The sequence below is a fragment of the Ruegeria sp. R8_1 genome (assembly GCF_017743815.1).
GTDB classification, from domain to species: Bacteria; Pseudomonadota; Alphaproteobacteria; order Rhodobacterales; family Rhodobacteraceae; genus Ruegeria; species Ruegeria lacuscaerulensis_A.
On record NZ_JAGHRL010000002.1, the window covers coordinates 1 to 22,464 of the forward strand.

The window sequence follows — 22,464 nt, forward strand, 5'->3', positions numbered from 1 at the left end:
CCGGCGTTGAAATGTTCCGCAAGCTGCTGGACCGCGGTGAAGCGGGCGACAACATCGGCGCGCTGCTGCGTGGTGTTGACCGTGACGGCGTTGAGCGTGGCCAGGTTCTGTGTAAGCCGGGTTCGGTGACCCCGCACACCAAGTTCGAGGCCGAAGCCTACATCCTGACCAAGGAAGAGGGTGGTCGTCACACCCCGTTCTTCGCGAACTACCGTCCTCAGTTCTACTTCCGTACGACTGACGTGACCGGCACCGTGACTCTGGCGGAAGGCACCGAGATGGTCATGCCCGGCGACAACGTGTCGTTCGGCGTTGAGCTGATCGCGCCGATCGCGATGGAGCAGGGCCTGCGTTTCGCGATCCGCGAAGGCGGCCGCACCGTCGGCGCCGGCGTTGTGTCGAAAATCACTGAATAATCACGGTAGGCCGGGCTTCAGCCCGGCACATCGTTGAACGAGAGAAGGCCGTCCCAAAAAGGGGCGGCCTTTATTGTTTGATCGGATAATGTGAAAAGGAGAACTTAACGAGAAGCTTTGTTTGGAAAGCAAAAAATGGGTTTGATAAATGTTCCTTCATATGAGGGTCTCAACGAAGCCGCGCTTCGCGGATACTTCGATATTTGGTCCCGAACGCTGAACATGTACCACGACTTTGCGGCTTGTTATCCCGTTGAACCTCACGAGTTGGATGGGGAACATGACTATTTGATCGAGTGGAGAGAGTACACGCACGAAGCGCAACCAGAAATTAGCTATTTGATATCGATGCTGCTTCAATCCGCCGAGCTACGAATGAAAGCGCTGATATGTAAAGTAAGCCCATACTTGCTTCTCATAAACGGCTCCGTGCCTCTATCGGGCTCAGGCCGCGACCTTGATTTCACCGGATTGAGAACGTTGGATGCGGTCGATCTACCTAAGGCTGTAAACACATTCACGAGTTTCCAATTGCAACCTGAGTACGAAACACTTTTCCAACGCTTGCGGCAGGTTCGGAACAAAGTAATGCATCTTGGAGTTCATTCTACCGATGTTTCGCTGAGTTACCTAGTTTCATCGTCTTGTTGTCAATATAGATCGCTGTGGCCGGAAGGGCGATGGCTTTCAAATCGAGTCAAATATGACGGACGAAGTGCCAATAGATACTTCTACGACTACAGATGGACATCTCCGGTAACTGACGCAATGGATGAGTTGCCATTGACAATGTCATTGGTTTCCAATGAGGATTTCACAGCATGTGTCGGAGCAAAGAAATCTTCGCTAAAAGTTTACTGCCCAAATTGTATGGACGCGTGTGCTAGCAAATTAAGTGATGGAAGGCAAGCTACAGCTACTACAACAAGTGGAAATACGGCAACTTGCTTGATGTGCGACTCAGCATTTGAACTGGTAGCCAATGAAGAAAGCTGTGTCGAATGCGAGACCAGTATCGTTAGTATAGCAAAAGTTGGTAGAAGCCAGAATGTGTGCTGTTCGCAGTGCGGGCACTGTTAAGTTTCTTTAGAACGTAGTCGCTTTATTAAACCCCTTGCTAAACCCCTCCAACCCAACTAATACGCGCGAGTTCTCGATAAGAACGTCAAGGCGGGGTGATTCCCGCCTTTTGGGTTCGATGAGGGTTGGCGATGCGCGTCTGTCCTCCTCTCAACCTCAACGCCTAAAAAAGGCTGTTAATATGCAAAGCCAAAATATCCGTATTCGGCTGAAGGCATTTGACTATCGCGTCCTGGATGCCAGCACGCAAGAGATCGTCAACACTGCCAAGCGGACCGGCGCGAACGTGCGCGGCCCGATCCCGCTGCCGAACAAGATTGAGAAGTTCACGGTTCTCCGTGGTCCTCACGTTGACAAGAAATCCCGCGACCAGTTCGAGATCCGTACGCACAAGCGTCTGCTCGACATCGTTGATCCGACCCCCCAGACCGTTGACGCGCTGATGAAGCTCGACCTCGCTGCTGGTGTGGACGTCGAGATCAAGCTGCAGTCGTAATCGGAGGGTATGAGAATGCGCTCTGGTATTATCGCAAAAAAAGTTGGCATGACCCGCCTGTTCATGGAAGACGGCAAGCAGATCCCTGTGACCGTTCTTCACCTGGACAACCTGCAGGTTGTTGCACAGCGTACCGCTGACAAAGACGGCTACACCGCCGTTCAGCTGGGCGCCGGTGCCGCGAAGGCAAAACGCACCTCGAAAGCCATGCGCGGTCACTATGCCGCTGCCAAGGTTGAGCCCAAGCGTAAGCTGGCCGAGTTCCGTGTGTCCGAAGATGGCCTGATTGATGTGGGCGCCGAGATTTCGGCAGAACACTTCCTGGAAGGTCAGAAGGTTGACGTTTCGGGTACCTCGATCGGTAAAGGCTTTGCCGGTGCGATGAAGCGCCACAACTTCGGTGGTCTGCGCGCCTCGCACGGTGTTTCGATCAGCCACCGTTCGCACGGCTCAACGGGTCAGTGTCAGGATCCGGGCAAGGTTTTCAAAGGCAAGAAGATGGCCGGTCACATGGGTGCTGCCCGTGTTACCACCCAGAACCTGGAAGTCGTCAAAACCGACGCCGACCGGAACCTGGTCTTCATCAAAGGCGCCGTTCCCGGACCGAAATCGGGCTGGGTCACCGTCAAGGACGCCGTGAAGAAGAAAGCACCGGAAGGCCTGCCTTTCCCGGCTGCTGTGAAATCGGCTGCAACCGAAGCACCTGCGGAAGAAGCTCCCGCGGAAGGTGGTGAAGCATGAAACTTGATGTAATCAAACTGGACGGCGGTAAAGCCGGCGACATCGAGCTGAACGCCGATCTGTTCGGTCTCGAGCCGCGCGCGGACATTCTACACCGTGTGGTCCGTTGGCAGCGCAACAACGCGCAGGCCGGCACCCACAAGGTGAAGACCCGCTCGGAAACCAGCTACTCGACCAAGAAGATCTATCGCCAGAAGGGCACCGGTGGCGCACGCCATGGTGACCGTAACGCGCCGATCTTCCGTGGTGGTGGTATCTACAAAGGCCCCGTCGTGCGTTCGCACGGCCACGACCTGCCCAAGAAGTTCCGCAAGCTGGGCCTGCGCCACGCTCTGTCGGCCAAAGCCAAGGCAGGTGAACTGGTTGTGATCGAGAGTGCCGAAGCCGAAGGCAAGACCGCTGCTCTGGCCAAACAGGTTGCAAACCTGGGTTGGAAACGTGCTCTGGTCATCGACGGCGCGACCGTGAACGAAGGGTTCCTGAAAGCGTCCAAAAACATCGAAGGTCTGGATATCCTGCCGACGATGGGCGCAAACGTCTATGACATCCTCAAGCGTGACACTCTGGTGCTCACCAAAGCGGCTGTCGAAGCACTGGAGGCTCGTCTGAAATGAGCGCGAAGGCAGAACACTACGACGTGATCCGCAAGCCGATCATCACCGAAAAGTCGACCATGGCGTCCGAAAACGGCGCGGTTGTCTTTGAAGTGGCGATCGACAGCAACAAGCCGCAGATCAAAGAGGCCGTTGAGGCGCTGTTTGGTGTGAAGGTCAAAGCGGTGAACACCACCGTGACCAAAGGCAAGGTCAAGCGGTTCCGCGGCCAGCTGGGTCGTCGGAAAGACGTCAAAAAAGCATATGTGACCCTTGAAGAGGGTAACACCATCGACGTATCTACCGGTCTCTGATCGGAACGGTCTATGGAAAGAACGGAAGACCCCCGCGAAAGCGGGGGTTTTTTACTATGGCGGTGACACAAATTTGACCTCGGATTAAAAGGCCAATTGCATAAATCGCTTGCGACGCCGGGTCAGAAGGTGATCCGGTGAAGATAGAAAACACGGCAGGCGCATGACACATTCCATCCAACCGAACTCGGGCAATCCGCAAGTGACCGCAGCGCGGGATTGGGTGTCGACACTGGCCAAATACCGAGAGCCGAACCAGTTGCGTAGCGCGTTCGAGCTTGGCGTCAGCATCGTGCCATTTATTGCCTTATGGGCGCTGTCGTGGATGTCACTGTCGGTCAGCTACTGGCTGGCTTTTGCCATTGCAGTTCTCAACGCAGCCTTTCTGCTGCGTCTGTTTGCGATTCAGCATGATTGTGGGCACGGGGCGTTCTTCAGCAACCGGATGCTCAGCGACTGGACCGGTCGGGTGATCGGCGTGCTGACCCTGACGCCTTATGATGTCTGGCGTCGTACGCATTCTACCCATCACAACAGCGCCGGTAATCTGGACAAGCGCGGGATGGGCGATATCCACACTCTGACCGTGGCAGAGTATCTGGCTTTGACGCCTCTGAACCGGTTTTGGTATCGGGTCTACCGCCACCCAGTCACCTTGTTTGGCTTAGGGCCCGGCTATCTGTTTCTGCTGCAGAACCGCCTGCCGCTTGGCCTAACGGGTCTCTTGAAATTCTGGATCAGCGCCATGGCCACCAATCTGGCAATACTTCTGGCTCTGCTGGCCATATACTATTTCGGCGGTGTGATGCCGTTGCTGCTGATCTTCCTGCCATCGACCCTGCTGGCCGCGACGGCGGGTGTCTGGCTGTTTTACGTGCAGCACCAGTTCGAAGAGACGCAATGGGATCCCGATAAGGACTGGCAATTGCACGAGGCCGCCCTGCACGGCAGTTCGCACTATATTCTGCCATCTGTATTGCAGTGGTTCAGCGCCAATATCGGCATTCACCATGTGCACCACCTATACAGTCGCATTCCATTCTACCGCTTGACCGAAGTGCTGCGTGACCATGACGAGCTGGCAAACAGCAACCGGATGACCATCCGTGAGAGCCTTGCCAATGCGCGGTTGCATTTGTGGGACGAAAAGAGCCGCCGCCTGTTATCCTTCGCCGAAGCCCGCGCGCTTTATGGGTGAAGGCAACCTGACCTTGATCCTGACCGTTCAGCAGAGTGATGAGTCGCGCCAGCGACTGCCCGTGGGATGGCGCTGTCACGCCTGATCAGTGCACTTTATGGTGCCAAATACATCCGAGTTCATAGCGAGGCGCAAACGCCCCCAAAGCGCCAGCCCGCCGGGACGGGCAGTCGCTGGCGCGGCGGCCTTCGGCCTTGTTCCGCGCTTGGTTTTGAAATCGTTTACGTTCTAGACCAAGGAAACTCAGGTCTGGAACGTTTTGGGTTGTTGGAGTAGTGGTTTGCTAAATTGTACAGTGGAATTCTTTTATGCAGGCACCAGATATTAGCCCATTTTCTTACGGAATATTGTCCCTAACCAACCCGAACGATTGGCCGAACCAAGATGAATGTGACGAGTTCTCGCGCTTGGTCACTGGCAAGTCAGTCTATGTGTGGCCATTGGTTTTCGCAGCATATGCTTGGCACTTGGAAAGTCGCAAGGGGCTGACCTTCCCGAGTGAGATTAAGAGAATAGATGAGTACATTGGCCGCCACTTCGAAGAGTTTCTCAAAGCTAATCCCGTGGATTTCTCAAATGCTGGCAGCCAATATGTGCGATCGAAACCGGGTTCGTTCCAAGCTTTGAGGAAGAATTTCGGCTCTCCGGTTAAGAAGTTGCAGATTTCGGATGCAGAAAAGCGTTTGTCGTCTGAATTGCGAGATTTGGAAGCAAATGGCCTAATTGTTGATCCGTTTTCGATTAGCGTTGCCGGAGTTTCTATGGCGGTGCTCGGGTCTGTTCCGTATTCGTTTACTCGACGGACTAAGGCAGGTGATGAGAAATACCTGAAGATCAAGGCAATGCTCTGGGAGTTTGAAAGCTCCACCAAAGACGAACAGAGAGAGATGCGCTTTCACTTCTTTATGGAAAAAGCTATCGGACAGCTCAAAAAACACGTGAAGCTCCTCATATCCGAAGAGGATGAGGGGGATTAGATGAGCGGGGCTTGTCTCACCCGGAGGATTAATAATGCTGAGTCAGGATACTTATTTCCCCTATAGACACCCACCCCCAACACTGCTAAACGCTCCCAATCTTGCGGCCTCGGATTCGTTCCGGGGCCTCTGATATTTGTAACCGGGGACCTTCGGGGCCCTATACCCTTGGCACCTACGGGGGCCTATCACATAGCAGGGAAACCCCCTGCACTTGCTAAACGGAAGACAGAAAGCATGGCACTCAAGTCGTACAAGCCGACGACGCCGGGCCAGCGCGGGCTGGTGCTGATCGACCGTTCGGAGCTTTGGAAAGGACGTCCGGTCAAGTCTCTCACTGAGGGTTTGACCAAATCGGGCGGCCGGAACAACACCGGACGGATCACTTCACGCCGCCGCGGCGGTGGCGCAAAGCGTCTCTACCGGATCGTTGACTTCAAACGGAACAAATTTGATGTCGCGGCAACCGTCGAGCGGATCGAATATGACCCGAACCGGACCGCATTCATCGCACTGGTAAAATACGAAGACGGCGAGCAGGCATATATCCTGGCTCCGCAGCGTCTGGCTGTTGGTGACAAGGTTGTGGCATCCGCCAAGGCCGACATCAAGCCGGGCAATGCAATGCCGTTCTCGGGCATGCCCATCGGTACCATCGTCCACAACATCGAGATGAAGCCTGGCAAAGGCGGTCAGATCGCACGTGCGGCCGGTACTTACGCGCAATTCGTTGGTCGCGATGGCGGCTACGCTCAGATCCGTCTGAGCTCGGGCGAGCTGCGCATGGTCCGTCAGGAATGCATGGCCACCGTCGGTGCCGTGTCCAACCCCGACAACAGCAACCAAAACCTCGGTAAAGCCGGTCGTATGCGCCACAAAGGCGTTCGTCCGTCGGTTCGTGGTGTTGCAATGAACCCGATCGATCACCCGCACGGTGGTGGTGAAGGTCGTACCTCGGGTGGCCGTACACCGGTTACGCCTTGGGGTAAGGACACCAAGGGTAAGCGTACCCGCAACAAGAACAAAGCGTCCCAGAAGCTGATCATCCGCTCGCGGCACGCCAAGAAGAAGGGACGTTAATCTATGTCTCGCTCTGTTTGGAAGGGTCCTTTCGTCGATGCTTACGTGCTGAAAAAAGCCGAAGCAGCGCGCGAGTCGGGCCGCAATGAAGTCATCAAAATCTGGTCGCGTCGTTCCACCATTCTGCCCCAGTTCGTGGGTCTGACCTTTGGTGTGTACAACGGCCAGAAACATATCCCCGTAAACGTCTCGGAAGACATGATCGGTCAGAAGTTCGGTGAATACTCGCCGACCCGCACCTATTATGGCCACGCCGCAGACAAAAAAGCGAAGCGGAAGTAAGTCATGGGCAAGGAAAAGAACCCCCGCCGCGTGGCTGAAAACGAAGCAATGGCGAAAACCCGTATGCTTCGCACCAGCCCGCAGAAACTGAACCTGGTTGCGCAAATGATCCGCGGCAAGAAAGTTGAGAAGGCTCTGACCGACCTGACTTTCAGCAACAAGCGTGTCGCGCAGGACGTCAAGAAGTGCCTGCAATCCGCAATCGCGAATGCCGAAAACAACCATAACCTGGACGTTGACGAGCTGATCGTCGCCGAAGCATGGGTTGGCAAGAACCTGGTCATGAAGCGCGGTCGCCCGCGTGCCCGTGGCCGTTTCGGCAAGATCATGAAGCCGTTCTCGGAGATCACCATCAAGGTGCGTCAAGTTGAGGAGCAAGCCTAATGGGTCATAAAGTAAATCCGATCGGCATGCGCCTGCAGGTCAACCGCACCTGGGACAGCCGCTGGTACGCCGACACCAAGGACTACGGTGATCTTCTGCTGGAAGACCTCAAGATCCGTGAGTTCATCAACAAAGAGTGCAAGCAGGCCGGTGTTGCCCGTGTGATCATCGAACGTCCGCACAAAAAGTGCCGCGTCACGATCCACACGGCACGTCCCGGTGTCATCATCGGCAAGAAAGGTGCAGACATCGAAGTTCTGCGCAAAAAGCTTGCGCGTATGACCGACAGCGAACTGCACCTGAACATCGTCGAAGTGCGCAAGCCCGAGCTTGACGCGCAGCTGGTTGCCGAGTCCATCGCTCAGCAGCTGGAACGTCGTGTTTCGTTCCGTCGCGCCATGAAGCGCTCGGTTCAGAACGCCATGCGCATGGGCGCCCTGGGTATCCGGGTGAACGTCGCTGGTCGTCTGGGCGGCGCCGAAATCGCACGGACCGAGTGGTACCGCGAAGGCCGCGTGCCTCTGCACACTCTGCGTGCCGACATCGATTACGCACATGCCGAAGCGATGACCCCCTACGGGATCATCGGGATCAAGGTCTGGATCTTCAAAGGTGAGATCATGGAGCACGATCCGCAGGCACGTGACCGTAAAGCACAGGAACTCCAGGACGGCCCTGCACCTCGTGGTGCTGGTGGCGGTCGTCGCTAAGGAGGGAAAGATATGCTTCAACCAAAGCGTACTAAATTCCGCAAGATGCACAAAGGCCGGATCAAGGGTCTCGCCAAGGGCGGCTCTGATCTGAACTTTGGCACCTACGGCCTGAAAGCTCTTGAGCCTGAGCGTGTAACCGCACGCCAGATCGAAGCTGCACGTCGTGCCATGACGCGTCACATGAAGCGTCAGGGTCGTGTTTGGATCCGCATCTTCCCCGATACTCCGGTCACGGCCAAGCCGATCGAAGTTCGTATGGGTAAAGGTAAAGGTTCGGTCGACCGCTGGGCATGCAAAGTCAAGCCTGGTCGCGTGATGTTCGAGATCGACGGCGTCAATGACGACATCGCCCGCGAGGCCCTGCGCCTGGCTGCGATGAAGCTGCCGATCAAGACCCGCGTCGTGGTTCGCGAAGACTGGTAAGCGATCCGGGGGCAACCCCGTTCGTGACAAGATTGACCCCCGTCGGGAAACCGGCGGGGGTTTTCTGTTGCGCTTGTGAATTAAGGGCCGCAAAAACCGTCGACCACGTCTCACTGCGCCCCTAGGCTGCCCGGTAGGAATGGGAGGGCCCTATGGTTCAACTGCGCAAAAAAATGTTCGTTAAGGAAATCATAACCACCGATCAGTTGGGCCAGCCCTGCGATCCGATCAGCCGAGTTGCTGCGCTGGCGGTGTTCGCGAACCCTCTGGCTGGGCGGTTCTCGGACGACCTTTCCGAGTTGTTCGAGATTGGTGCGCTTCTTGGCCCGGACCTCGCATCCGAAGCGATCTCCCAACTGGACGGTGCGCCGGTATCCTACGGTAAGGCGGCGATCATCGGAATGAACGGCGATCTTGAGCACGGCGGGGCGGTGATCCATCCCAAGCTTGGCGCGCCCATGCGCGCGGCGGCGGGCGGAGGCGAGGCCGTGATCCCTTCGAACGCCAAGCTTGGCGCGCCGGGTTGCGCGATTGATCTGCCACTGGGGCACAAGGACAACCCTTGGTCGTTCGACCATTTCGACACGATGACGTTGAACATCCCGGACGCACCTAAACCGGATGAGATCGTTCTGTGCCTTGCCTATGCCGATGGCGGTCGCCCGATCCCACGCTGTGGCAAAGGGCCCGTCAGAGGCTAATCGACTGGCCTTGCCGAAAACACTGCGGTATGCCCGGCCCATGGCACAGATTGAATCACTCTTCGTAACCCGTCTCTACCGCGCGTCCCTCTCCGAGTTCGATCCCAAGATTGACGCTCAGGAATTGGAAAGCTCATGCCTTGTCATCGCCGAGGATGATGAGGCCGGGCAGGACTGGTGCGAAGAGAACGGCTATCCCGGCTATACCAGTTACGCTTCGCTGACCGATTTGCCCTGGCGGTTTCCGATCTTTGCCGATCTGGTCGCGGCGCTGGACCAACACGTCGCGGCCTTCGCCAAAGATCTGGAGTTCGATCTGGGCGAGGGCGCGCTGAAGCTGGAAGACCTGTGGATCAACATCCTGCCCGAGGGCGGAATGCACTCCAGCCACCTGCACCCGCACAGCGTGATCTCGGGCACGACCTATGTTTCCATGCCCGAAGGCGCGAGTGCGCTGAAGCTGGAAGACCCTCGCTCGGGCCGCATGATGGCCGCACCGACGCGGGTCAAAGGCGGGCGGCGGGATTTGCAGCCGTTCATATACATGAAGCCGCAGGTGGGCGACGTGCTGCTTTGGGAAAGCTGGCTGCGCCACGAAGTGCCAATGAACATGGCCGAAGAAGAACGCATCAGCGTCAGCTTCAACTACAAGTGGGATTAACGTCGAAAGCGTGACATCCCACGCTTATTGAAACAGGGGCTCGTCTGACTGCGCGGCTGTTTTCAGTTCTCCGATCATACGGTCGACGAAGGCGACTTGGGTATGGGGTGACAAAAAGGTTTTGCGGCCAATTCCGATGACGTCAAATTCAACGTGCACGGGGCTACCGTCCCGGAACACCAACCCGGTCTCCAAAATCTGACGGCGGATGTTGTCTGAAACGTTGACGATGGAATCAACGTAATGACCATGAGTGGCGATGCCAAAGATTCCTCGTCCGAAATAGGTGATCATCGGCGCATGGTCGCAAAGTGCGTCTGAGATGCACTCAGCGATATCGGTCACTTCGTCAATAAATTCCTGAGATGTGCATCTTTCGTAGATGGACGCGATATTTGTAACTGTCAGGATTTGCAGCTTGGTCGCCCGGAACTTCAGCCTGCCAAGATGCGTCAGGTAGTTTTCAAAAGAATGTACTTTTAGAACCCCATCTACATCGTCGATTGTTATTGCGTCGCTGAGGGCAACGGCTTTGGCCATGTATTGCGAAGTCGTGTCAAGTCGTTCAACACGCGCCGATGACTGCAATGCGTGCTTGATGCGTAGTTGCAGGTCATCGAAGTCCACCGGCTTGTTTACATAATCTGTCGCCCCTGCGGCAAAGGCATCGTCAACATGTTTCTTGTCGGACATCGCAGTGACCATGATGATCGGCGCATAGCGATAGTCAGGCAAAGATCGAATCCGGCGGCATAGCTCGACCCCGGTCATTTTGGGCATTTGAATGTCCAGAAGGAACAAATCAAACGGACGGTCAGCGTGAGCGATTTTTTCCAAGCCCTGAATCGCGGACGATGCCGTCTCTACAGTGAAACTTCCATTCGAGGCCAGCCCAAGCGAAAGCACCTTCAAGATGTCCATATCGTCGTCGACTAAAAGAACTCTCATTGCAAGCCTCCTGTATGGTTGGCGGTCTTTGGCTGAACTCAAATTTTGTTAGTTCTATGTGGTCACAAATGGATGCGACGCTAAATGCTGTTTTAAAAGTTTGTGCAACTTAAAGTGTTGTCGTTTTAAGATGGTATCGTCAAAATTGCCGGCCTGAAAAGATGTATTTTAGGTATAGCACCTGCCTTTGGGGATTTTCTTATCACTATCGGGTGAAAAGGCCATGCATATCGCCATTGCGACAGACAGGGTGAGTGGGAGAATGAGCTTTCCCTTGCAAGCCATCCGCTAATACCTTGCGCGGCAGCATACTGCGACCTCTTGGTGTTATCATGCATCCGCTATGTCCAAGGTGGCATGCTCAGGGGTCGTCTGGTCTTTAAGGTTAAAAGGCAGGCCGTAAGGCCTGCCTTAGGTGTTTATTCGGCGATGATCTCGCCCGAGGGGCGGGGGGTCGTCGCCGTCTCGGCCGGCAGCACCGGATAAGTTACTTCAGGCAAAGTGCCGGTCAGGCTTTCCAGAAAGGCAACGATCTGGTTGGCTTCGTTGTCGCCCAGTTCCTCACCCAGTTGCGACTCGGCCATGATCTGAACCGCGACTTTCAAGTCCCATACTTTGCCCGAGTGGAAATAGGGCGCAGTCAATGCGACGTTCCGCAAAGGTGCTGAGCGGAACACATATTCGTCGTCCACAGTCTCGGTCACGGCAAAGCGGCCTTTATCGCCGACGGGCAGAACATCCGCGCCGGGTTTTTCGATCAGACCGAAGGGATAGTACCCGCTACCGCCGACATTGACGCCCGAGTGGCAGGCGGCGCAGCCCATGTCCATGAACTGGGACAGACCTGCCAGCTGCTCTTGGGTCATGGCGTTGTCGTCACCGTTCAACCAGGCGTCGAACGGGGCAGGGGTGATAAGGGTGGCTTCGAATGCCTCGATGGCCTTGGCAAAATTGTCAAAGTTTACCGGGTCTTCTTCACCTTCGAATGATTCAGAGAACCACTCCACATATTGCGGCATCGAATTTAGCGTTTGCACCAGATTATCCGGTGTGTTGGCCATTTCGACACCGGCCTGAACCGGGCCTTTCGCCTGCGCGGCCAAGTCTTCGGCGCGCCCATCCCAGAACTGCGCTTCGTTGAAAACCGAGTTCAGAGCCGTGGGGGAGTTGCGCGGGCCACGTTGCCAGCCGTGCCCGATCGAGGTCTCAAGGTTGTCGTCCCCGCCAGTCGCCAGATTGTGGCATGAGTTACATGAGAACACACCCGATGCAGACATGCGCGGATCGAAGAACAAGGCTTTGCCCAACTCGATCTTTTCAACAGTGATCGGGTTATCGTTCACTGCAGGTACGGTCGAGGGCAGGGGGTCGAAAACATCAAGCGCTTCGTTGCGCAAGTCATTCGCCTGAGCACCAGTAGCCAGGACCGCGATCATTGCTGCATGAGTGAGGCTGGATTTCAGTTTCATTGTTAGCTCCAATAACTGTAATCTCCCTGCTGAACTATTTAGTTTACTTTGAGTCGGGCTCTTTGATTTAGATCAATTCTAAACTGGCTGCGTGAAATATTTTTAGAATTCTTCTAATTTGCTCAGATGTTTTCTTAGGAACGGGTAAATACCGGTGTCGTGTTCGCCGGTATTCCGGCAGCCCGGGCGTGTTAGTTGGGTTAAGGACTCGCCGAAGTCCGACAACTGTCGATAGCTCAAACTTCCTCTTGCCACCCATCCCCCAAACCCTTATACGGCGGCATCCTGCGATCTCCCGGCGTTGTCGGGCGATTCGTATGTCTATCATTCATCCACCAGGTCCAAGGTGACCCTGTCAGGGGGCCTTCTGGTGTTTTGAGCAAAGGAAAAAGGCGATGAACGCCCAAGAACTGCGTGACAAGACCCCGGACCAGCTCCGCGAGGAACTGGCCAACCTGAAGAAAGAAAGCTTTAACCTGCGCTTTCAACAGGCAACCGGTCAGCTGGAAAACACTGCCGGCATCAAAGCGGCCCGCCGCAATGCCGCCCGTGTCAAAACCATTCTGAACGAAAAGGCCGCTGCTGCGGCATCCGAGGAGTAATCAGATGCCCAAGCGTATCCTGCAAGGCACCGTGACCAGCGACGCCAACGAACAGACCGTAACCGTTCAGGTAGAGCGCCGCTTTACGCATCCGGTTCTGAAGAAAACCATCCGTAAGTCCAAGAAATACCGGGCTCACGATGAAAAGAACGCCTTCAAGGTCGGCGATACAGTCCGCATCATCGAATGCGCGCCGAAATCGAAGACGAAACGTTGGGAAGTTCTGGAGGCGTAAGCCTCCGGGATTTTCCCATTTGTCGAAACCCTGGGGGATCTAACGAGACCAGCCCCCACAGGTCGGGAGAAACCACATGATCCAGATGCAGACCAATCTGGATGTCGCTGACAACTCCGGCGCACGCCGAGTTCAGTGCATCAAGGTCCTGGGTGGTTCCAAGCGTAAATACGCCTCCGTTGGCGACATCATTGTCGTCTCGGTGAAGGAAGCCATCCCGCGCGGCCGCGTAAAGAAAGGTGACGTCCGCAAGGCCGTCGTCGTACGCACCGCCAAGGAAGTCCGTCGCGAAGACGGCACCGCGATCCGTTTCGATCGCAACGCCGCCGTCATCCTGAACAACAACAACGAGCCCGTAGGCACCCGTATCTTTGGCCCCGTTGTTCGCGAACTGCGCGGCAAGAACTTCATGAAAATCATCTCGCTGGCTCCGGAGGTGCTGTAATCATGGCTGCTAAACTCCGCAAAGGCGACAAGGTCGTCGTGCTGGCCGGCAAGGACAAGGGTAAAGAAGGAACCATTTCCTCGGTTGACCCCAAAGCCGGCAAAGCTGTTGTCGAAGGCATCAACATTGCCATCCGTCACACCCGTCAGTCGCAAACTTCGCAAGGTGGTCGTCTGCCTCAGGCAAACCCGATCGAATTGTCGAACCTGGCGCTGCTGGATGCAAACGGCAAAGCAACCCGCGTTGGTTTCCGCATGGAAGGCGACAAGAAGGTCCGCTTCGCCAAGACCACAGGGGACGTGATCGATGCTTGATTCCGCAACCTACACCCCGCGTCTGAAAACTCAGTACGTTGAAACCATCCGCGCCGCTCTGAAAGAAGAGTTCGGCTACAAGAACGACATGCAGCTGCCCAAGCTGGACAAAATCGTTCTGAACATCGGTTGTGGTGCTGAGGCGGTCAAAGACTCGAAGAAGGCGAAAGCTGCTGTCGAAGATCTGACTGCGATTGCTGGTCAAAAGGCCGTTGCAACCAAGGCGAAGAAGTCGATCGCGGGTTTCCGCGTCCGTGAAGACATGCCGCTGGGCGCGAAAGTGACCCTGCGCGGTGACCGGATGTATGAATTCCTGGATCGTCTGATCACCATCGCGCTGCCGCGCGTTCGTGACTTCCGCGGTGTTAAGCCGTCTTTCGATGGTCAGGGCAACTTTGCCATGGGCATGAAAGAGCACATCGTGTTCCCGGAAATCGACTTCGACAAGGTCGACGAGGTCTGGGGCTTGGATATCGTAATTGCCACCACAGCGAAAACCGACGCTGAAGCAAAGAGCCTGTTGAAAGCTTTCAACATGCCCTTCAACGCTTAAGCGCCGCGAGGATTGAGACATGGCTAAAAAAGCAATGATCGAACGCGAAAAGAAGCGCGAACGCCTGGTGGCCAAATATGCCGCAAAGCGTGCCGAGCTGAAAGAAATCGCGAATGACGAGAGCCGCCCGATGGAAGAGCGTTTCAAAGCGCGTCTGAAACTGGCGAAACTGCCGCGCAACAGCTCGGCTACCCGTCTGCACAACCGTTGTCAGCTGACCGGTCGTCCCCACGCTTACTACCGTAAGCTGAAGGTCAGCCGTATCGCGCTGCGCGAGCTGGGTTCTGCTGGTCAGATCCCCGGCATGGTGAAATCGAGCTGGTAAGGGAGACATAGATATGAATGATCCTATCGGCGATATGCTCACCCGTATCCGCAACGCGCAAATGCGCGGCAAGTCCACCGTTTCCACCCCGGCTTCCAAGCTGCGCGGTTGGGTTCTGGACGTGCTGGCGGACGAAGGCTACATCCGTGGCTATGAAAAGACGACCGGTGCAAACGGTCATCCGGCCATCGAAATCAGCCTGAAGTACTACGAAGGCACCCCTGTCATTCGCGAGCTGAAGCGGGTCTCAAAGCCCGGTCGTCGCGTCTACATGGGCGTCAATGACATCCCGCAGGTCCGTCAGGGTCTGGGCGTGTCGATTGTCAGCACTCCGAAAGGTGTGATGTCGGACGCAAACGCTCGCTCCAACAATGTTGGCGGCGAAGTGCTCTGCACCGTCTTCTAAGGAGGTCTGCAATGTCTCGTATTGGTAAAAAACCGGTCGAGCTGCCCAGCGGCGTTACCGCCTCTGTGTCGGGTCAGACCATCGAAGTGAAAGGTCCGAAAGGCACCCGCAGCTTCACCGCCACCGACGACGTTACGCTGTCGGTTGAAGACAACGTGGTCAAGATCGACCCCCGTGGCATGTCCAAGCGTGCCCGCCAGCAGTGGGGCATGAGCCGCACCATGGTTGCCAACCTGGTGACCGGTGTGACGACTGGCTTCAAAAAAGAGCTGGAGATCCAGGGTGTTGGTTACCGGGCTCAGATGCAGGGCAACACCCTGAAGCTGAACCTGGGTTACAGCCACGACGTTGATTTCACTGCTCCGGAAGGTGTCACCATCACCGCGCCGAAGCAGACCGAGATCGTTGTGGAAGGTATCGACCAGCAGCAGGTGGGCGAAGTCGCGGCCAAAATCCGCGAATGGCGCCGTCCCGAGCCGTACAAAGGCAAGGGCATCCGCTATAAGGGCGAGTTCATCTTCCGCAAGGAAGGCAAGAAGAAGTAAGGACGCAGACAATGGCAAACAGCAAAAGAACCCTGTTTCTGAAGCGCCGCCTGCGCGTTCGGAACAAACTTCGCAAAGTCAACGCGGGCCGCGTACGCCTGTCGGTTCACCGTTCGAACAAGAACATCAGCGTTCAGCTGATCGACGACGTTCGTGGCGTGACCCTGGCCGCAGCCTCGACCCTGGAAAAAGATCTGGGTGTTGTTGGCAAAAACAACGTCGAAGCGGCCACCAAAGTGGGCGCGGCCATCGCCGAGCGTGCCAAAAAGGCAGGCGTCGAAGAGGCCTATTTCGATCGTGGTGGCTTCCTGTTCCACGGCAAGGTGAAGGCAGTTGCCGAAGCCGCGCGTGAAGGTGGTCTGAAGATCTAAGACCTGCGGGCAGCTTGACGGCTGCCCCGATGATCCGGGGGCCCTGACGTTAGTCGGGGCTCACTTGGATTGAAGAAAACGGCGCCGTTTGCGCCACATGAGAAAAGGGATGCCAAATGGCAGAACGTGAAAACCGTCGGGGCCGTGGCCGCGACCGTGAAGAAGCACCGGAATTTGCAGATCGCCTGGTCGCAATCAACCGCGTGTCGAAAACCGTAAAAGGTGGTAAGCGCTTTGGCTTCGCCGCTCTGGTGGTTGTCGGCGATCAGAAAGGCCGCGTGGGCTTTGGCAAGGGTAAAGCGAAAGAAGTACCCGAGGCCATCCGTAAGGCGACTGAACAAGCCAAGCGTCAGATGATCCGCGTGCAACTGCGCGAAGGTCGGACTCTGCACCACGACATCGAAGGCCGTCACGGCGCTGGTAAAGTGGTTATGCGCACCGCACCTGAAGGTACTGGTATCATCGCCGGTGGTCCGATGCGTGCCGTGTTCGAAATGCTGGGCGTGAAGGACGTTGTGTCCAAGTCGCTGGGCTCGCAGAACCCGTACAACATGATCCGCGCCACCATGAACGGCCTGCAAAAAGAGCAGAGCCCGCGTTCGGTTGCCGCACGTCGTGGCAAAAAAGTTGCTGACATCCTGCCCAAGCGGGACGAAGCACCGGCTGAAGCCGAAGCGTAAGGAGTAGCGTACCATGGCAAAAACCATCGTCGTCAAGCAGATCGGTTCCCCGATCCGCCGCCCCGCCGAACAGCGCGCAACCCTGATCGGTCTGGGCCTGAACAAGATGCACAAAACCCGTGAGCTGGAGGACACTCCTTCTGTGCGCGGCATGGTCAACAAGATCCCGCATCTGGTTGAGATCATCGAAGAGCGCGGTTAAGCGCGACTCTTTCAGAAGTTCTTGAAACGCCCTCGACAGTGTCGGGGGCGTTTTCTTTATTTAATGATTGTTTGCTTTACACCCGGACCCTCTGCACAAAAAAACCTGAAAACCTCTGATACTTCAGACCGTTAATTGTCGTTGATGCAACTATTGTGAGTGCCTGAAAGATAGGCATTTGGAGATAAGTATCAAAGTGATGCGCAGTGTATTGATTGGATTGAGCTGTGTGGCTGGCACTCTCGTGATAGTCGGGTTTCTTGGCCAGCTTCACAGAGTTCCCGACACAATTTCGATAGGACGGCCGATTTTCGGCCTTTTCTGTGTTGCCGGTATGTTCGCTGCAAGGTCATTTTGGCTTAAGATGGCCTTCGCGTGCGTTGTAGCCGCAGCGCTCTTTACGACGGTAAGGCTTCTTTTACCTCAACAGCCGGGCGACGACCTAAAGGTTTACGCGAAGAATCTGTGGTTCGCTAATACCGAAATTCCGGCTTTGGTGGACGATATTGAAGCAACGGGTGCGGACGCTGTTATGCTGCAGGAGGTTTCTGATAGAAATATAGAAGTTCTAAGGCTGCTGGAAAAAAGTTACCCGTATCAACACTTTTGCAGGTTTTCGAGTTGGAGCGGGATCGCGTTGGCGTCACGTCATCCGATCCAAGGCGAGCCTATTTGCTCGAACTCGCGTGCTATTGCAGCCGTGCCAGTTGTTATCGAGAATTCAAAGGTTTGGTTAGTGTCTGTTCATATCCCTTGGCCCTGGCCCCATGACAGCCTCAATAACGAAGTAGATGCCGAAAGAGCTCTGGCCGATCTCGACGGCGCTCTCGTCATTGCTGGTGATTTTAACTCCATGCCATGGTCTGGACGTGTTGGAAGGATAGCATCGCTAACGAACACACGGCTTACTGGGCCTGTTCGACCAACTTTGAAACTTCGACATGTACCGCTGCCGCTTGATTTTGTTTTGGCACCGGGAGGTGGGTCTCAGGAAATACGCCCTTTTTTCGGTTCTGACCACGCCGGAGTGTTGGCTAACATCAGGCTTAGGGTGCCGTAGATGTTCCATGGAACATAATTTATTGCGGGACAGAATTGTTAGACGCGGGGCCGACTACCAAAGCGAAAATGGGTAAAAGCTGCACGGCCATTCCGCCAACGCATAACGGATAGACCGAAACATCCGTTGTTAGCGATATCCACTCTCCTTATCTGAGCGCTGTCCCAAACAGGAACGCACACAGTATCCCGAGGAATTCGCCTTGGGCTCAGAAAGGAATCGAACCATGGCTAACACAGCAACCTTTACCCGCGAAGGCTTTGGCCTGAGCGCCCGCATCGCAACACTCGTCGCCCGCGTCAAAGAGGCATATGCCCTGCGCGCCGAGTACAACCGCACCTATACCGAGCTTCAGGGTCTGAGCGACCGTGAATTGAACGACATCGGTGTGCGTCGTTGTGACATCAAGGATATCGCACGCGAACACGCGTATTGTTCCTAACCATAACGCGAAAGCGCGAAGGCTTAGATCAGGAGGCGCCGTTAGGCGCCTCTTTGCGTTTGGGTGATCAGTTTGACACGATGGCGTTGAATTCGGACTTCGTGCGTTGCAGCCCGCGCAATGATCCGCCAAACACGTTGCGAATTAGGGACGAATGAAGGGCTGAACAGGGTGACGGAATTCCAGATTGGCATGCTGTGGGTCGATGGCCCGCTAAGCTTCCTAGAGCAGCTCTGCATCAAGTCTTTCTTGGATGTTGGGCAACCCGTCCGTCTTTACACCTACGGGACAGTTTCAAATGTCCCTGACGGGGTCGAGCAACGTGATGCGCGTGAAGTTCTGCACGATAGCGAATTCGTTACCCACGGTCGAACCGGCAGTCCTGCACCTCATGCTGACAAATTTCGCTATAGAATGCTGGCGCAGGAACCTGACCTGATTTGGGCTGACACGGATGCGTATTGCATCAAACCCTTCGAAACAGAGACCGGGCATTACTACGCGTATCTTGAAGGAACGATGGGAATTGGCGTCCTCAAATTGCCGCCAGACAGCGAGGCGCTGGCGTTGCTGAACGAATTCACGCAGGATCCTTTTCGCATCCCACCCTGGTTACCAAAACGACACAGACAAACGTTGCAGGCCGCACTGGACAGTGGCTCTCCAATAAATGTACCCGAGGTATATTGGGGCGCTTGGGGGCCGGGTGCTGTTTTATGGGCGCTGCACACCTCTGGAGAAATCCGTTACGCACTGCCAGAGCATGTCTTTTACCCGGTCAATTTTACCCGGAGGCGAGCTCTTGCCCGACCAGATGTTGATCTGTCGCCCTATCTCAAGGACGATACGGTTTCGATCCATTTTTACGGCAGGCGGATGAGGTCGATTTTGCGTAACCGTTTCGGAGGAGTGCCTGATCCAAACAGTTTAGTTGGGCAGTTGGTTGAAAAACACGGTATCGACCCGGCGGCAGCGCCCATTTTAGACACGTGAAATACGGGTTAGCCTGACAACAAACTTGCATAGATCGGCACAACGCTGTATCGGGCTGCGGTGGCCTTGTGGCCATGAGAATCAAAACCAAGAAACGCCGCGTTTGGCCCATCACGCTTCGGGGGTCACATCCGGCTAAGGAGAAGCGAAATGAAACTGAATGAATTGCGCGACAATCCCGGCGCCGCACCGAAACGGACCCGCGTTGGCCGTGGTCCGGGTTCCGGCAAAGGTAAAATGGGTGGCCGTGGTATCAAAGGCCAGAAATCCCGCTCGGGTGTGGCCATCAATGGCTACGAAGGCGGCCAGATGCCTTTGTATCAGCGTCTGCCCAAGCGTGGCTTTAACAAGCCGAACCGTAAGGCATTTGCTGTTATCAACCTGGGTCTGATCCAGAAATTCGTTGACGCCGGCAAGCTGGACGCATCGGCTGCGATCACCGAGGATGCGTTGGTCGCATCCGGTCTGGTGCGTCGCAAGCTGGACGGCATCCGCGTACTGGCCAAAGGCGAAATCAGCGCCAAAGTGAACCTGGAAGTAACCGGTGCTTCGAAATCTGCCGTTGCGGCAGTCGAAAAAGCGGGCGGCTCACTGACGGTCACAAAAGCCGCTGCGGCAGAGTAAGCGCTTGTGAGCGGGCAAAGACCCGCTTACATAGACCTCAGAGTTTTCCAAGACGCCGCCCGAGCCGGAAAACGGTTCCGGGCGGTGTTTTCATAAGAGAGACCGATTTATGGTATCAGCAGCAGAACAAATGGCAGCCAACACAAGCTGGTCTGCCCTTGGGAAAGCCACCGATCTGCGCAACCGCATCCTGTTCACGCTTGCATTGCTGATCGTCTACCGTCTGGGCACCTTCATTCCGGTTCCGGGCATCGACGGCCAAGCACTGCGCGAGTTCATGGAGCAAGCGGGGCAGGGCATCGGCGGTATGGTTTCGATGTTTACTGGCGGGGCGCTGGGGCGCATGGGGATTTTTGCCCTTGGCATCATGCCCTACATTTCAGCCTCGATCATCGTGCAGCTGCTGACATCTATGGTTCCCGCGCTCGAACAGCTCAAGAAAGAGGGCGAGCAGGGACGCAAGAAGATCAACCAATATACCCGTTTCGGCACCGTGGCGCTGGCCACCGTTCAGGCTTATGGTCTGGCGGTGTCGCTGGAATCGGGCGATCTGGCGACCGATCCGGGCCTGTTCTTCCGCCTGTCGACCATGATCACGCTGGTTGGTGGTACAATGTTCCTGATGTGGCTGGGTGAGCAGATCACCGCACGCGGCATCGGCAACGGTATCTCTCTGATCATTTTCGTGGGCATCATTGCCGAAGTCCCGGCCGCCTTGGCACAGTTCTTCGCTTCGGGTCGCTCGGGCGCGATCAGCCCTGCTGTGATCATCGGTGTGATCGTGATGGTGATTGCCGTGATTACATTCGTGGTCTTCATGGAACGCGCCTTGCGCAAGATCCATATTCAATACCCGCGCCGTCAGGCCGGTATGAAGATCTATGAGGGCGGCTCAAGCCACCTGCCGGTCAAAGTGAACCCGGCGGGCGTTATCCCGGCGATCTTTGCCAGCTCGCTGCTGCTACTGCCGGTGACGATCTCGACCTTCTCGTCGGGCGCAACCAACGGGCCGGTCATGTCTTGGCTTCTGGCCAACTTTGGTCCCGGACAGCCATTGTACCTGCTGTTCTTCGCCTCGATGATTGTGTTCTTTGCCTATTTCTACACGTTCAACGTATCGTTCAAACCGGACGATGTGGCGGACAATCTGAAAAAGCAGAACGGCTTTGTGCCGGGTATCCGTCCGGGCAAGAAAACCGCCGAGTATCTGGAATACGTGGTCAACCGCGTGCTGGTTCTGGGGTCGGCCTATCTGGCGGCGGTCTGTCTGTTGCCTGAAATTCTTCGGGGCCAGTTTGCCATCCCGTTCTATTTCGGCGGTACCTCGGTTCTGATTATCGTCTCTGTGACCATGGACACGATCCAACAAGTCCAGAGCCACCTGCTGGCGCATCAATACGAAGGGCTGATCGAAAAGTCCCAACTGCGTGGTAAAGGTAAGAAACGCGGCAGGAAGGGACCCGCTCGTCGATGAACATCATTCTTCTCGGCCCCCCGGGGGCAGGTAAAGGAACGCAAGCGCGTCACCTTGTTGAAACCCGCGGCATGGTCCAGCTGAGCACTGGCGACATGCTGCGCGAAGCCAAGGACAGCGGCACCGAAATGGGCAACCGCGTGGCCGAGGTGATGGCCAAGGGTCAGCTTGTGACCGATGAGATCGTGATCGGCCTGATCCGCGAAAAGTTGGAACAAGGCGCTGAAGGCGGTTTCATCTTTGACGGTTTCCCGCGCACTCTGGCCCAAGCCGATGCGCTGGGTGAGCTGCTGGACAGCACCGGCGAGACGTTGGACGCGGTCATCGCGATGGAAGTGAACGACGACGCTTTGGTCGCGCGTATCACGGCTCGGTCAACCTGCGGCGGTTGCGGTGAAGTCTATAACGACATCACCAAACCGATCCCGGCGGATGGCAAATGCTCGAACTGCGGCAAGGAAGGTGACTTCAAGCGTCGCGCGGACGACAATGAGGAAAGCCTCAAGACCCGTCTGATGGAGTATTACAAGAAAACCTCGATGCTGATCGGCTATTACCACGCCAAGGGCAACCTGTCCTGGGTCGATGGTCTGGGCGAGATTGACGAGGTTCAGGGCGCGATTGCAGCCGCATTGGACGCCTGACCTGACCCGCATTTGAATATGGGCTTGACGGCATCGCCAAAAGCCCATATCGACCCCCATCCCCAAGGGGAAT

The 22,464-nt window shown here is 55.9% G+C and carries 32 protein-coding genes and 1 pseudogene; 31 read left to right on the forward strand and 2 right to left on the reverse strand.

What is annotated here, in order from left to right; translation table 11 throughout:
• The 14 genes and pseudogenes from tuf to J7380_RS04150 form a co-directional block, all read left to right on the forward strand.
• A pseudogene (gene tuf / locus J7380_RS04085) lies at positions 1–416 on the forward strand (elongation factor Tu); the annotation flags it as partial.
• Positions 417–1,677: 1,261 nt separating this feature from the next.
• Positions 1,678–1,992 (forward strand): 30S ribosomal protein S10, encoded by a 315-nt coding sequence (rpsJ, locus tag J7380_RS04090; protein ID WP_008756422.1) that lies wholly within the window; start codon positions 1,678–1,680, stop codon positions 1,990–1,992.
• Between the two features lie 15 nt (positions 1,993–2,007).
• Positions 2,008–2,733, forward strand: coding sequence for a 50S ribosomal protein L3 (rplC, locus tag J7380_RS04095; RefSeq protein ID WP_170328778.1), 726 nt, complete (start codon positions 2,008–2,010; stop codon positions 2,731–2,733).
• A complete protein-coding gene (gene rplD / locus J7380_RS04100; protein WP_170484467.1) occupies positions 2,730–3,347 on the forward strand; it encodes a 50S ribosomal protein L4 in 618 nt (205 codons plus the stop codon). Before rplC ends, rplD begins: the two co-directional genes overlap by 4 nt.
• The gene (locus J7380_RS04105; RefSeq protein ID WP_008757532.1) at positions 3,344–3,640 is read left to right on the forward strand and encodes a 50S ribosomal protein L23; all 297 of its coding nucleotides are present in this window, start codon (positions 3,344–3,346) and stop codon (positions 3,638–3,640) included. The genes rplD and J7380_RS04105 overlap by 4 nt, the downstream gene beginning before the upstream one ends.
• A gap of 163 nt (positions 3,641–3,803) precedes the next feature.
• Complete coding sequence (locus J7380_RS04110) at positions 3,804–4,838, forward strand: fatty acid desaturase (protein WP_209194625.1); 1,035 nt, start codon at positions 3,804–3,806, stop codon at positions 4,836–4,838.
• Between the two features lie 308 nt (positions 4,839–5,146).
• Positions 5,147–5,815 carry a hypothetical protein gene (locus tag J7380_RS04115; RefSeq protein ID WP_209194626.1) on the forward strand — a complete coding sequence of 223 codons (669 nt, stop codon included), beginning with the start codon at positions 5,147–5,149 and terminating at the stop codon, positions 5,813–5,815.
• A 237-nt stretch (positions 5,816–6,052) separates the two neighbouring features.
• Positions 6,053–6,895 (forward strand): 50S ribosomal protein L2, encoded by an 843-nt coding sequence (rplB, locus tag J7380_RS04120; protein WP_008757664.1) that lies wholly within the window; start codon positions 6,053–6,055, stop codon positions 6,893–6,895.
• Between the two features lie 3 nt (positions 6,896–6,898).
• On the forward strand, positions 6,899–7,177 hold the full coding sequence (gene rpsS, locus J7380_RS04125) for a 30S ribosomal protein S19 (protein WP_005980699.1): 279 nt from the start codon (positions 6,899–6,901) through the stop codon (positions 7,175–7,177).
• Positions 7,178–7,180: 3 nt separating this feature from the next.
• Positions 7,181–7,561, forward strand: coding sequence for a 50S ribosomal protein L22 (rplV, locus tag J7380_RS04130; protein WP_039538267.1), 381 nt, complete (start codon positions 7,181–7,183; stop codon positions 7,559–7,561).
• Positions 7,561–8,271 (forward strand): 30S ribosomal protein S3, encoded by a 711-nt coding sequence (gene rpsC, locus J7380_RS04135; RefSeq protein WP_008758042.1) that lies wholly within the window; start codon positions 7,561–7,563, stop codon positions 8,269–8,271. Before rplV ends, rpsC begins: the two co-directional genes overlap by 1 nt.
• A 12-nt stretch (positions 8,272–8,283) precedes the next feature.
• Complete coding sequence (gene rplP, locus J7380_RS04140) at positions 8,284–8,697, forward strand: 50S ribosomal protein L16 (RefSeq protein WP_058283513.1); 414 nt, start codon at positions 8,284–8,286, stop codon at positions 8,695–8,697.
• Between the two features lie 152 nt (positions 8,698–8,849).
• Complete coding sequence (locus J7380_RS04145) at positions 8,850–9,398, forward strand: amino acid synthesis family protein (RefSeq protein WP_209194627.1); 549 nt, start codon at positions 8,850–8,852, stop codon at positions 9,396–9,398.
• Between the two features lie 40 nt (positions 9,399–9,438).
• Positions 9,439–10,059: a 2OG-Fe(II) oxygenase family protein gene (locus J7380_RS04150; protein WP_209194628.1), complete on the forward strand. Its 621-nt coding sequence runs from the start codon at positions 9,439–9,441 to the stop codon at positions 10,057–10,059.
• Between the two features lie 24 nt (positions 10,060–10,083).
• On the opposite strand, the gene J7380_RS04155 is transcribed toward J7380_RS04150, so the two are convergent.
• Complete coding sequence (locus J7380_RS04155) at positions 10,084–11,007, reverse strand: response regulator (RefSeq protein ID WP_209194629.1); 924 nt, start codon at positions 11,005–11,007, stop codon at positions 10,084–10,086.
• A 419-nt stretch (positions 11,008–11,426) separates the two neighbouring features.
• On the reverse strand, positions 11,427–12,476 hold the full coding sequence (locus J7380_RS04160; protein WP_209194630.1) for a cytochrome-c peroxidase: 1,050 nt from the start codon (positions 12,474–12,476) through the stop codon (positions 11,427–11,429).
• A 395-nt stretch (positions 12,477–12,871) separates the two neighbouring features.
• On the opposite strand from J7380_RS04160, the gene rpmC reads away from it, so the two are divergent.
• From rpmC to J7380_RS04245, 17 genes are all read left to right on the forward strand, one after another.
• Positions 12,872–13,078, forward strand: a complete 207-nt coding sequence (gene rpmC / locus J7380_RS04165) for a 50S ribosomal protein L29 (protein ID WP_010437082.1) — start codon at positions 12,872–12,874, stop codon at positions 13,076–13,078.
• 4 nt (positions 13,079–13,082) lie between these two features.
• Complete coding sequence (rpsQ, locus tag J7380_RS04170) at positions 13,083–13,313, forward strand: 30S ribosomal protein S17 (protein ID WP_170356682.1); 231 nt, start codon at positions 13,083–13,085, stop codon at positions 13,311–13,313.
• A gap of 76 nt (positions 13,314–13,389) precedes the next feature.
• Complete coding sequence (gene rplN, locus J7380_RS04175) at positions 13,390–13,758, forward strand: 50S ribosomal protein L14 (protein WP_008757934.1); 369 nt, start codon at positions 13,390–13,392, stop codon at positions 13,756–13,758.
• A 2-nt stretch (positions 13,759–13,760) separates the two neighbouring features.
• Complete coding sequence (gene rplX, locus J7380_RS04180) at positions 13,761–14,072, forward strand: 50S ribosomal protein L24 (protein ID WP_209194631.1); 312 nt, start codon at positions 13,761–13,763, stop codon at positions 14,070–14,072.
• A complete protein-coding gene (rplE, locus tag J7380_RS04185; protein WP_209194632.1) occupies positions 14,065–14,625 on the forward strand; it encodes a 50S ribosomal protein L5 in 561 nt (186 codons plus the stop codon). Before rplX ends, rplE begins: the two co-directional genes overlap by 8 nt.
• A gap of 19 nt (positions 14,626–14,644) precedes the next feature.
• Positions 14,645–14,950, forward strand: a complete 306-nt coding sequence (gene rpsN, locus J7380_RS04190) for a 30S ribosomal protein S14 (RefSeq protein ID WP_068340744.1) — start codon at positions 14,645–14,647, stop codon at positions 14,948–14,950.
• A 13-nt stretch (positions 14,951–14,963) separates the two neighbouring features.
• Positions 14,964–15,356, forward strand: coding sequence for a 30S ribosomal protein S8 (rpsH, locus tag J7380_RS04195; protein WP_170373360.1), 393 nt, complete (start codon positions 14,964–14,966; stop codon positions 15,354–15,356).
• 11 nt (positions 15,357–15,367) lie between these two features.
• Positions 15,368–15,901: a 50S ribosomal protein L6 gene (rplF, locus tag J7380_RS04200; protein WP_170456135.1), complete on the forward strand. Its 534-nt coding sequence runs from the start codon at positions 15,368–15,370 to the stop codon at positions 15,899–15,901.
• Between the two features lie 11 nt (positions 15,902–15,912).
• The gene (gene rplR / locus J7380_RS04205) at positions 15,913–16,272 is read left to right on the forward strand and encodes a 50S ribosomal protein L18 (protein ID WP_209194633.1); all 360 of its coding nucleotides are present in this window, start codon (positions 15,913–15,915) and stop codon (positions 16,270–16,272) included.
• A 116-nt stretch (positions 16,273–16,388) separates the two neighbouring features.
• Entirely contained in the window at positions 16,389–16,952 is a 564-nt protein-coding gene (gene rpsE / locus J7380_RS04210) for a 30S ribosomal protein S5 (protein WP_209194634.1), read from the forward strand.
• A 13-nt stretch (positions 16,953–16,965) separates the two neighbouring features.
• Positions 16,966–17,154: a 50S ribosomal protein L30 gene (gene rpmD / locus J7380_RS04215; RefSeq protein ID WP_008757946.1), complete on the forward strand. Its 189-nt coding sequence runs from the start codon at positions 16,966–16,968 to the stop codon at positions 17,152–17,154.
• 178 nt (positions 17,155–17,332) lie between these two features.
• Positions 17,333–18,214, forward strand: coding sequence for an endonuclease/exonuclease/phosphatase family protein (locus J7380_RS04220; protein ID WP_209194635.1), 882 nt, complete (start codon positions 17,333–17,335; stop codon positions 18,212–18,214).
• Between the two features lie 226 nt (positions 18,215–18,440).
• Positions 18,441–18,656, forward strand: coding sequence for a DUF1127 domain-containing protein (locus tag J7380_RS04225; RefSeq protein WP_209194636.1), 216 nt, complete (start codon positions 18,441–18,443; stop codon positions 18,654–18,656).
• 120 nt (positions 18,657–18,776) lie between these two features.
• Positions 18,777–19,649, forward strand: coding sequence for a hypothetical protein (locus J7380_RS04230; protein WP_247742410.1), 873 nt, complete (start codon positions 18,777–18,779; stop codon positions 19,647–19,649).
• Positions 19,650–19,799: 150 nt separating this feature from the next.
• The gene (rplO, locus tag J7380_RS04235) at positions 19,800–20,273 is read left to right on the forward strand and encodes a 50S ribosomal protein L15 (RefSeq protein WP_209194637.1); all 474 of its coding nucleotides are present in this window, start codon (positions 19,800–19,802) and stop codon (positions 20,271–20,273) included.
• Positions 20,274–20,382: 109 nt separating this feature from the next.
• Complete coding sequence (gene secY / locus J7380_RS04240; RefSeq protein ID WP_170356673.1) at positions 20,383–21,747, forward strand: preprotein translocase subunit SecY; 1,365 nt, start codon at positions 20,383–20,385, stop codon at positions 21,745–21,747.
• Positions 21,744–22,391: an adenylate kinase gene (locus J7380_RS04245; protein ID WP_170755581.1), complete on the forward strand. Its 648-nt coding sequence runs from the start codon at positions 21,744–21,746 to the stop codon at positions 22,389–22,391. The genes secY and J7380_RS04245 overlap by 4 nt, the downstream gene beginning before the upstream one ends.
• Positions 22,392–22,464 lie beyond the last annotated feature (73 nt).

What these genes read in the sequence shown, in the direction of transcription:
- rplD (WP_170484467.1), top strand. Translation starts at nt 2,730, where the DNA reads ATGAAACTTGATGTAATCAAACTGGACGGCGGTAAAGCCGGCGACATC.
- J7380_RS04155 (WP_209194629.1), bottom strand. Translation starts at nt 11,007, where the DNA reads ATGAGAGTTCTTTTAGTCGACGACGATATGGACATCTTGAAGGTGCTT.
- J7380_RS04110 (WP_209194625.1), top strand. Translation starts at nt 3,804, where the DNA reads ATGACACATTCCATCCAACCGAACTCGGGCAATCCGCAAGTGACCGCA.
- secY (WP_170356673.1), top strand. Translation starts at nt 20,383, where the DNA reads ATGGTATCAGCAGCAGAACAAATGGCAGCCAACACAAGCTGGTCTGCC.
- rpsJ (WP_008756422.1), top strand. Translation starts at nt 1,678, where the DNA reads ATGCAAAGCCAAAATATCCGTATTCGGCTGAAGGCATTTGACTATCGC.
- rplB (WP_008757664.1), top strand. Translation starts at nt 6,053, where the DNA reads ATGGCACTCAAGTCGTACAAGCCGACGACGCCGGGCCAGCGCGGGCTG.
- rpsH (WP_170373360.1), top strand. Translation starts at nt 14,964, where the DNA reads ATGAATGATCCTATCGGCGATATGCTCACCCGTATCCGCAACGCGCAA.
- J7380_RS04225 (WP_209194636.1), top strand. Translation starts at nt 18,441, where the DNA reads ATGGCTAACACAGCAACCTTTACCCGCGAAGGCTTTGGCCTGAGCGCC.
- rplP (WP_058283513.1), top strand. Translation starts at nt 8,284, where the DNA reads ATGCTTCAACCAAAGCGTACTAAATTCCGCAAGATGCACAAAGGCCGG.
- J7380_RS04105 (WP_008757532.1), top strand. Translation starts at nt 3,344, where the DNA reads ATGAGCGCGAAGGCAGAACACTACGACGTGATCCGCAAGCCGATCATC.
- J7380_RS04115 (WP_209194626.1), top strand. Translation starts at nt 5,147, where the DNA reads ATGCAGGCACCAGATATTAGCCCATTTTCTTACGGAATATTGTCCCTA.
- J7380_RS04245 (WP_170755581.1), top strand. Translation starts at nt 21,744, where the DNA reads ATGAACATCATTCTTCTCGGCCCCCCGGGGGCAGGTAAAGGAACGCAA.
- rplO (WP_209194637.1), top strand. Translation starts at nt 19,800, where the DNA reads ATGAAACTGAATGAATTGCGCGACAATCCCGGCGCCGCACCGAAACGG.
- rpsN (WP_068340744.1), top strand. Translation starts at nt 14,645, where the DNA reads ATGGCTAAAAAAGCAATGATCGAACGCGAAAAGAAGCGCGAACGCCTG.
- rplC (WP_170328778.1), top strand. Translation starts at nt 2,008, where the DNA reads ATGCGCTCTGGTATTATCGCAAAAAAAGTTGGCATGACCCGCCTGTTC.
- rpsC (WP_008758042.1), top strand. Translation starts at nt 7,561, where the DNA reads ATGGGTCATAAAGTAAATCCGATCGGCATGCGCCTGCAGGTCAACCGC.
- J7380_RS04160 (WP_209194630.1), bottom strand. Translation starts at nt 12,476, where the DNA reads ATGAAACTGAAATCCAGCCTCACTCATGCAGCAATGATCGCGGTCCTG.
- J7380_RS04145 (WP_209194627.1), top strand. Translation starts at nt 8,850, where the DNA reads ATGGTTCAACTGCGCAAAAAAATGTTCGTTAAGGAAATCATAACCACC.
- J7380_RS04150 (WP_209194628.1), top strand. Translation starts at nt 9,439, where the DNA reads ATGGCACAGATTGAATCACTCTTCGTAACCCGTCTCTACCGCGCGTCC.
- rplR (WP_209194633.1), top strand. Translation starts at nt 15,913, where the DNA reads ATGGCAAACAGCAAAAGAACCCTGTTTCTGAAGCGCCGCCTGCGCGTT.
- rpmD (WP_008757946.1), top strand. Translation starts at nt 16,966, where the DNA reads ATGGCAAAAACCATCGTCGTCAAGCAGATCGGTTCCCCGATCCGCCGC.
- rpmC (WP_010437082.1), top strand. Translation starts at nt 12,872, where the DNA reads ATGAACGCCCAAGAACTGCGTGACAAGACCCCGGACCAGCTCCGCGAG.
- J7380_RS04230 (WP_247742410.1), top strand. Translation starts at nt 18,777, where the DNA reads ATGATCCGCCAAACACGTTGCGAATTAGGGACGAATGAAGGGCTGAAC.
- rpsQ (WP_170356682.1), top strand. Translation starts at nt 13,083, where the DNA reads ATGCCCAAGCGTATCCTGCAAGGCACCGTGACCAGCGACGCCAACGAA.
- rplN (WP_008757934.1), top strand. Translation starts at nt 13,390, where the DNA reads ATGATCCAGATGCAGACCAATCTGGATGTCGCTGACAACTCCGGCGCA.
- rplF (WP_170456135.1), top strand. Translation starts at nt 15,368, where the DNA reads ATGTCTCGTATTGGTAAAAAACCGGTCGAGCTGCCCAGCGGCGTTACC.
- rplE (WP_209194632.1), top strand. Translation starts at nt 14,065, where the DNA reads ATGCTTGATTCCGCAACCTACACCCCGCGTCTGAAAACTCAGTACGTT.
- rplV (WP_039538267.1), top strand. Translation starts at nt 7,181, where the DNA reads ATGGGCAAGGAAAAGAACCCCCGCCGCGTGGCTGAAAACGAAGCAATG.
- rplX (WP_209194631.1), top strand. Translation starts at nt 13,761, where the DNA reads ATGGCTGCTAAACTCCGCAAAGGCGACAAGGTCGTCGTGCTGGCCGGC.
- rpsE (WP_209194634.1), top strand. Translation starts at nt 16,389, where the DNA reads ATGGCAGAACGTGAAAACCGTCGGGGCCGTGGCCGCGACCGTGAAGAA.
- rpsS (WP_005980699.1), top strand. Translation starts at nt 6,899, where the DNA reads ATGTCTCGCTCTGTTTGGAAGGGTCCTTTCGTCGATGCTTACGTGCTG.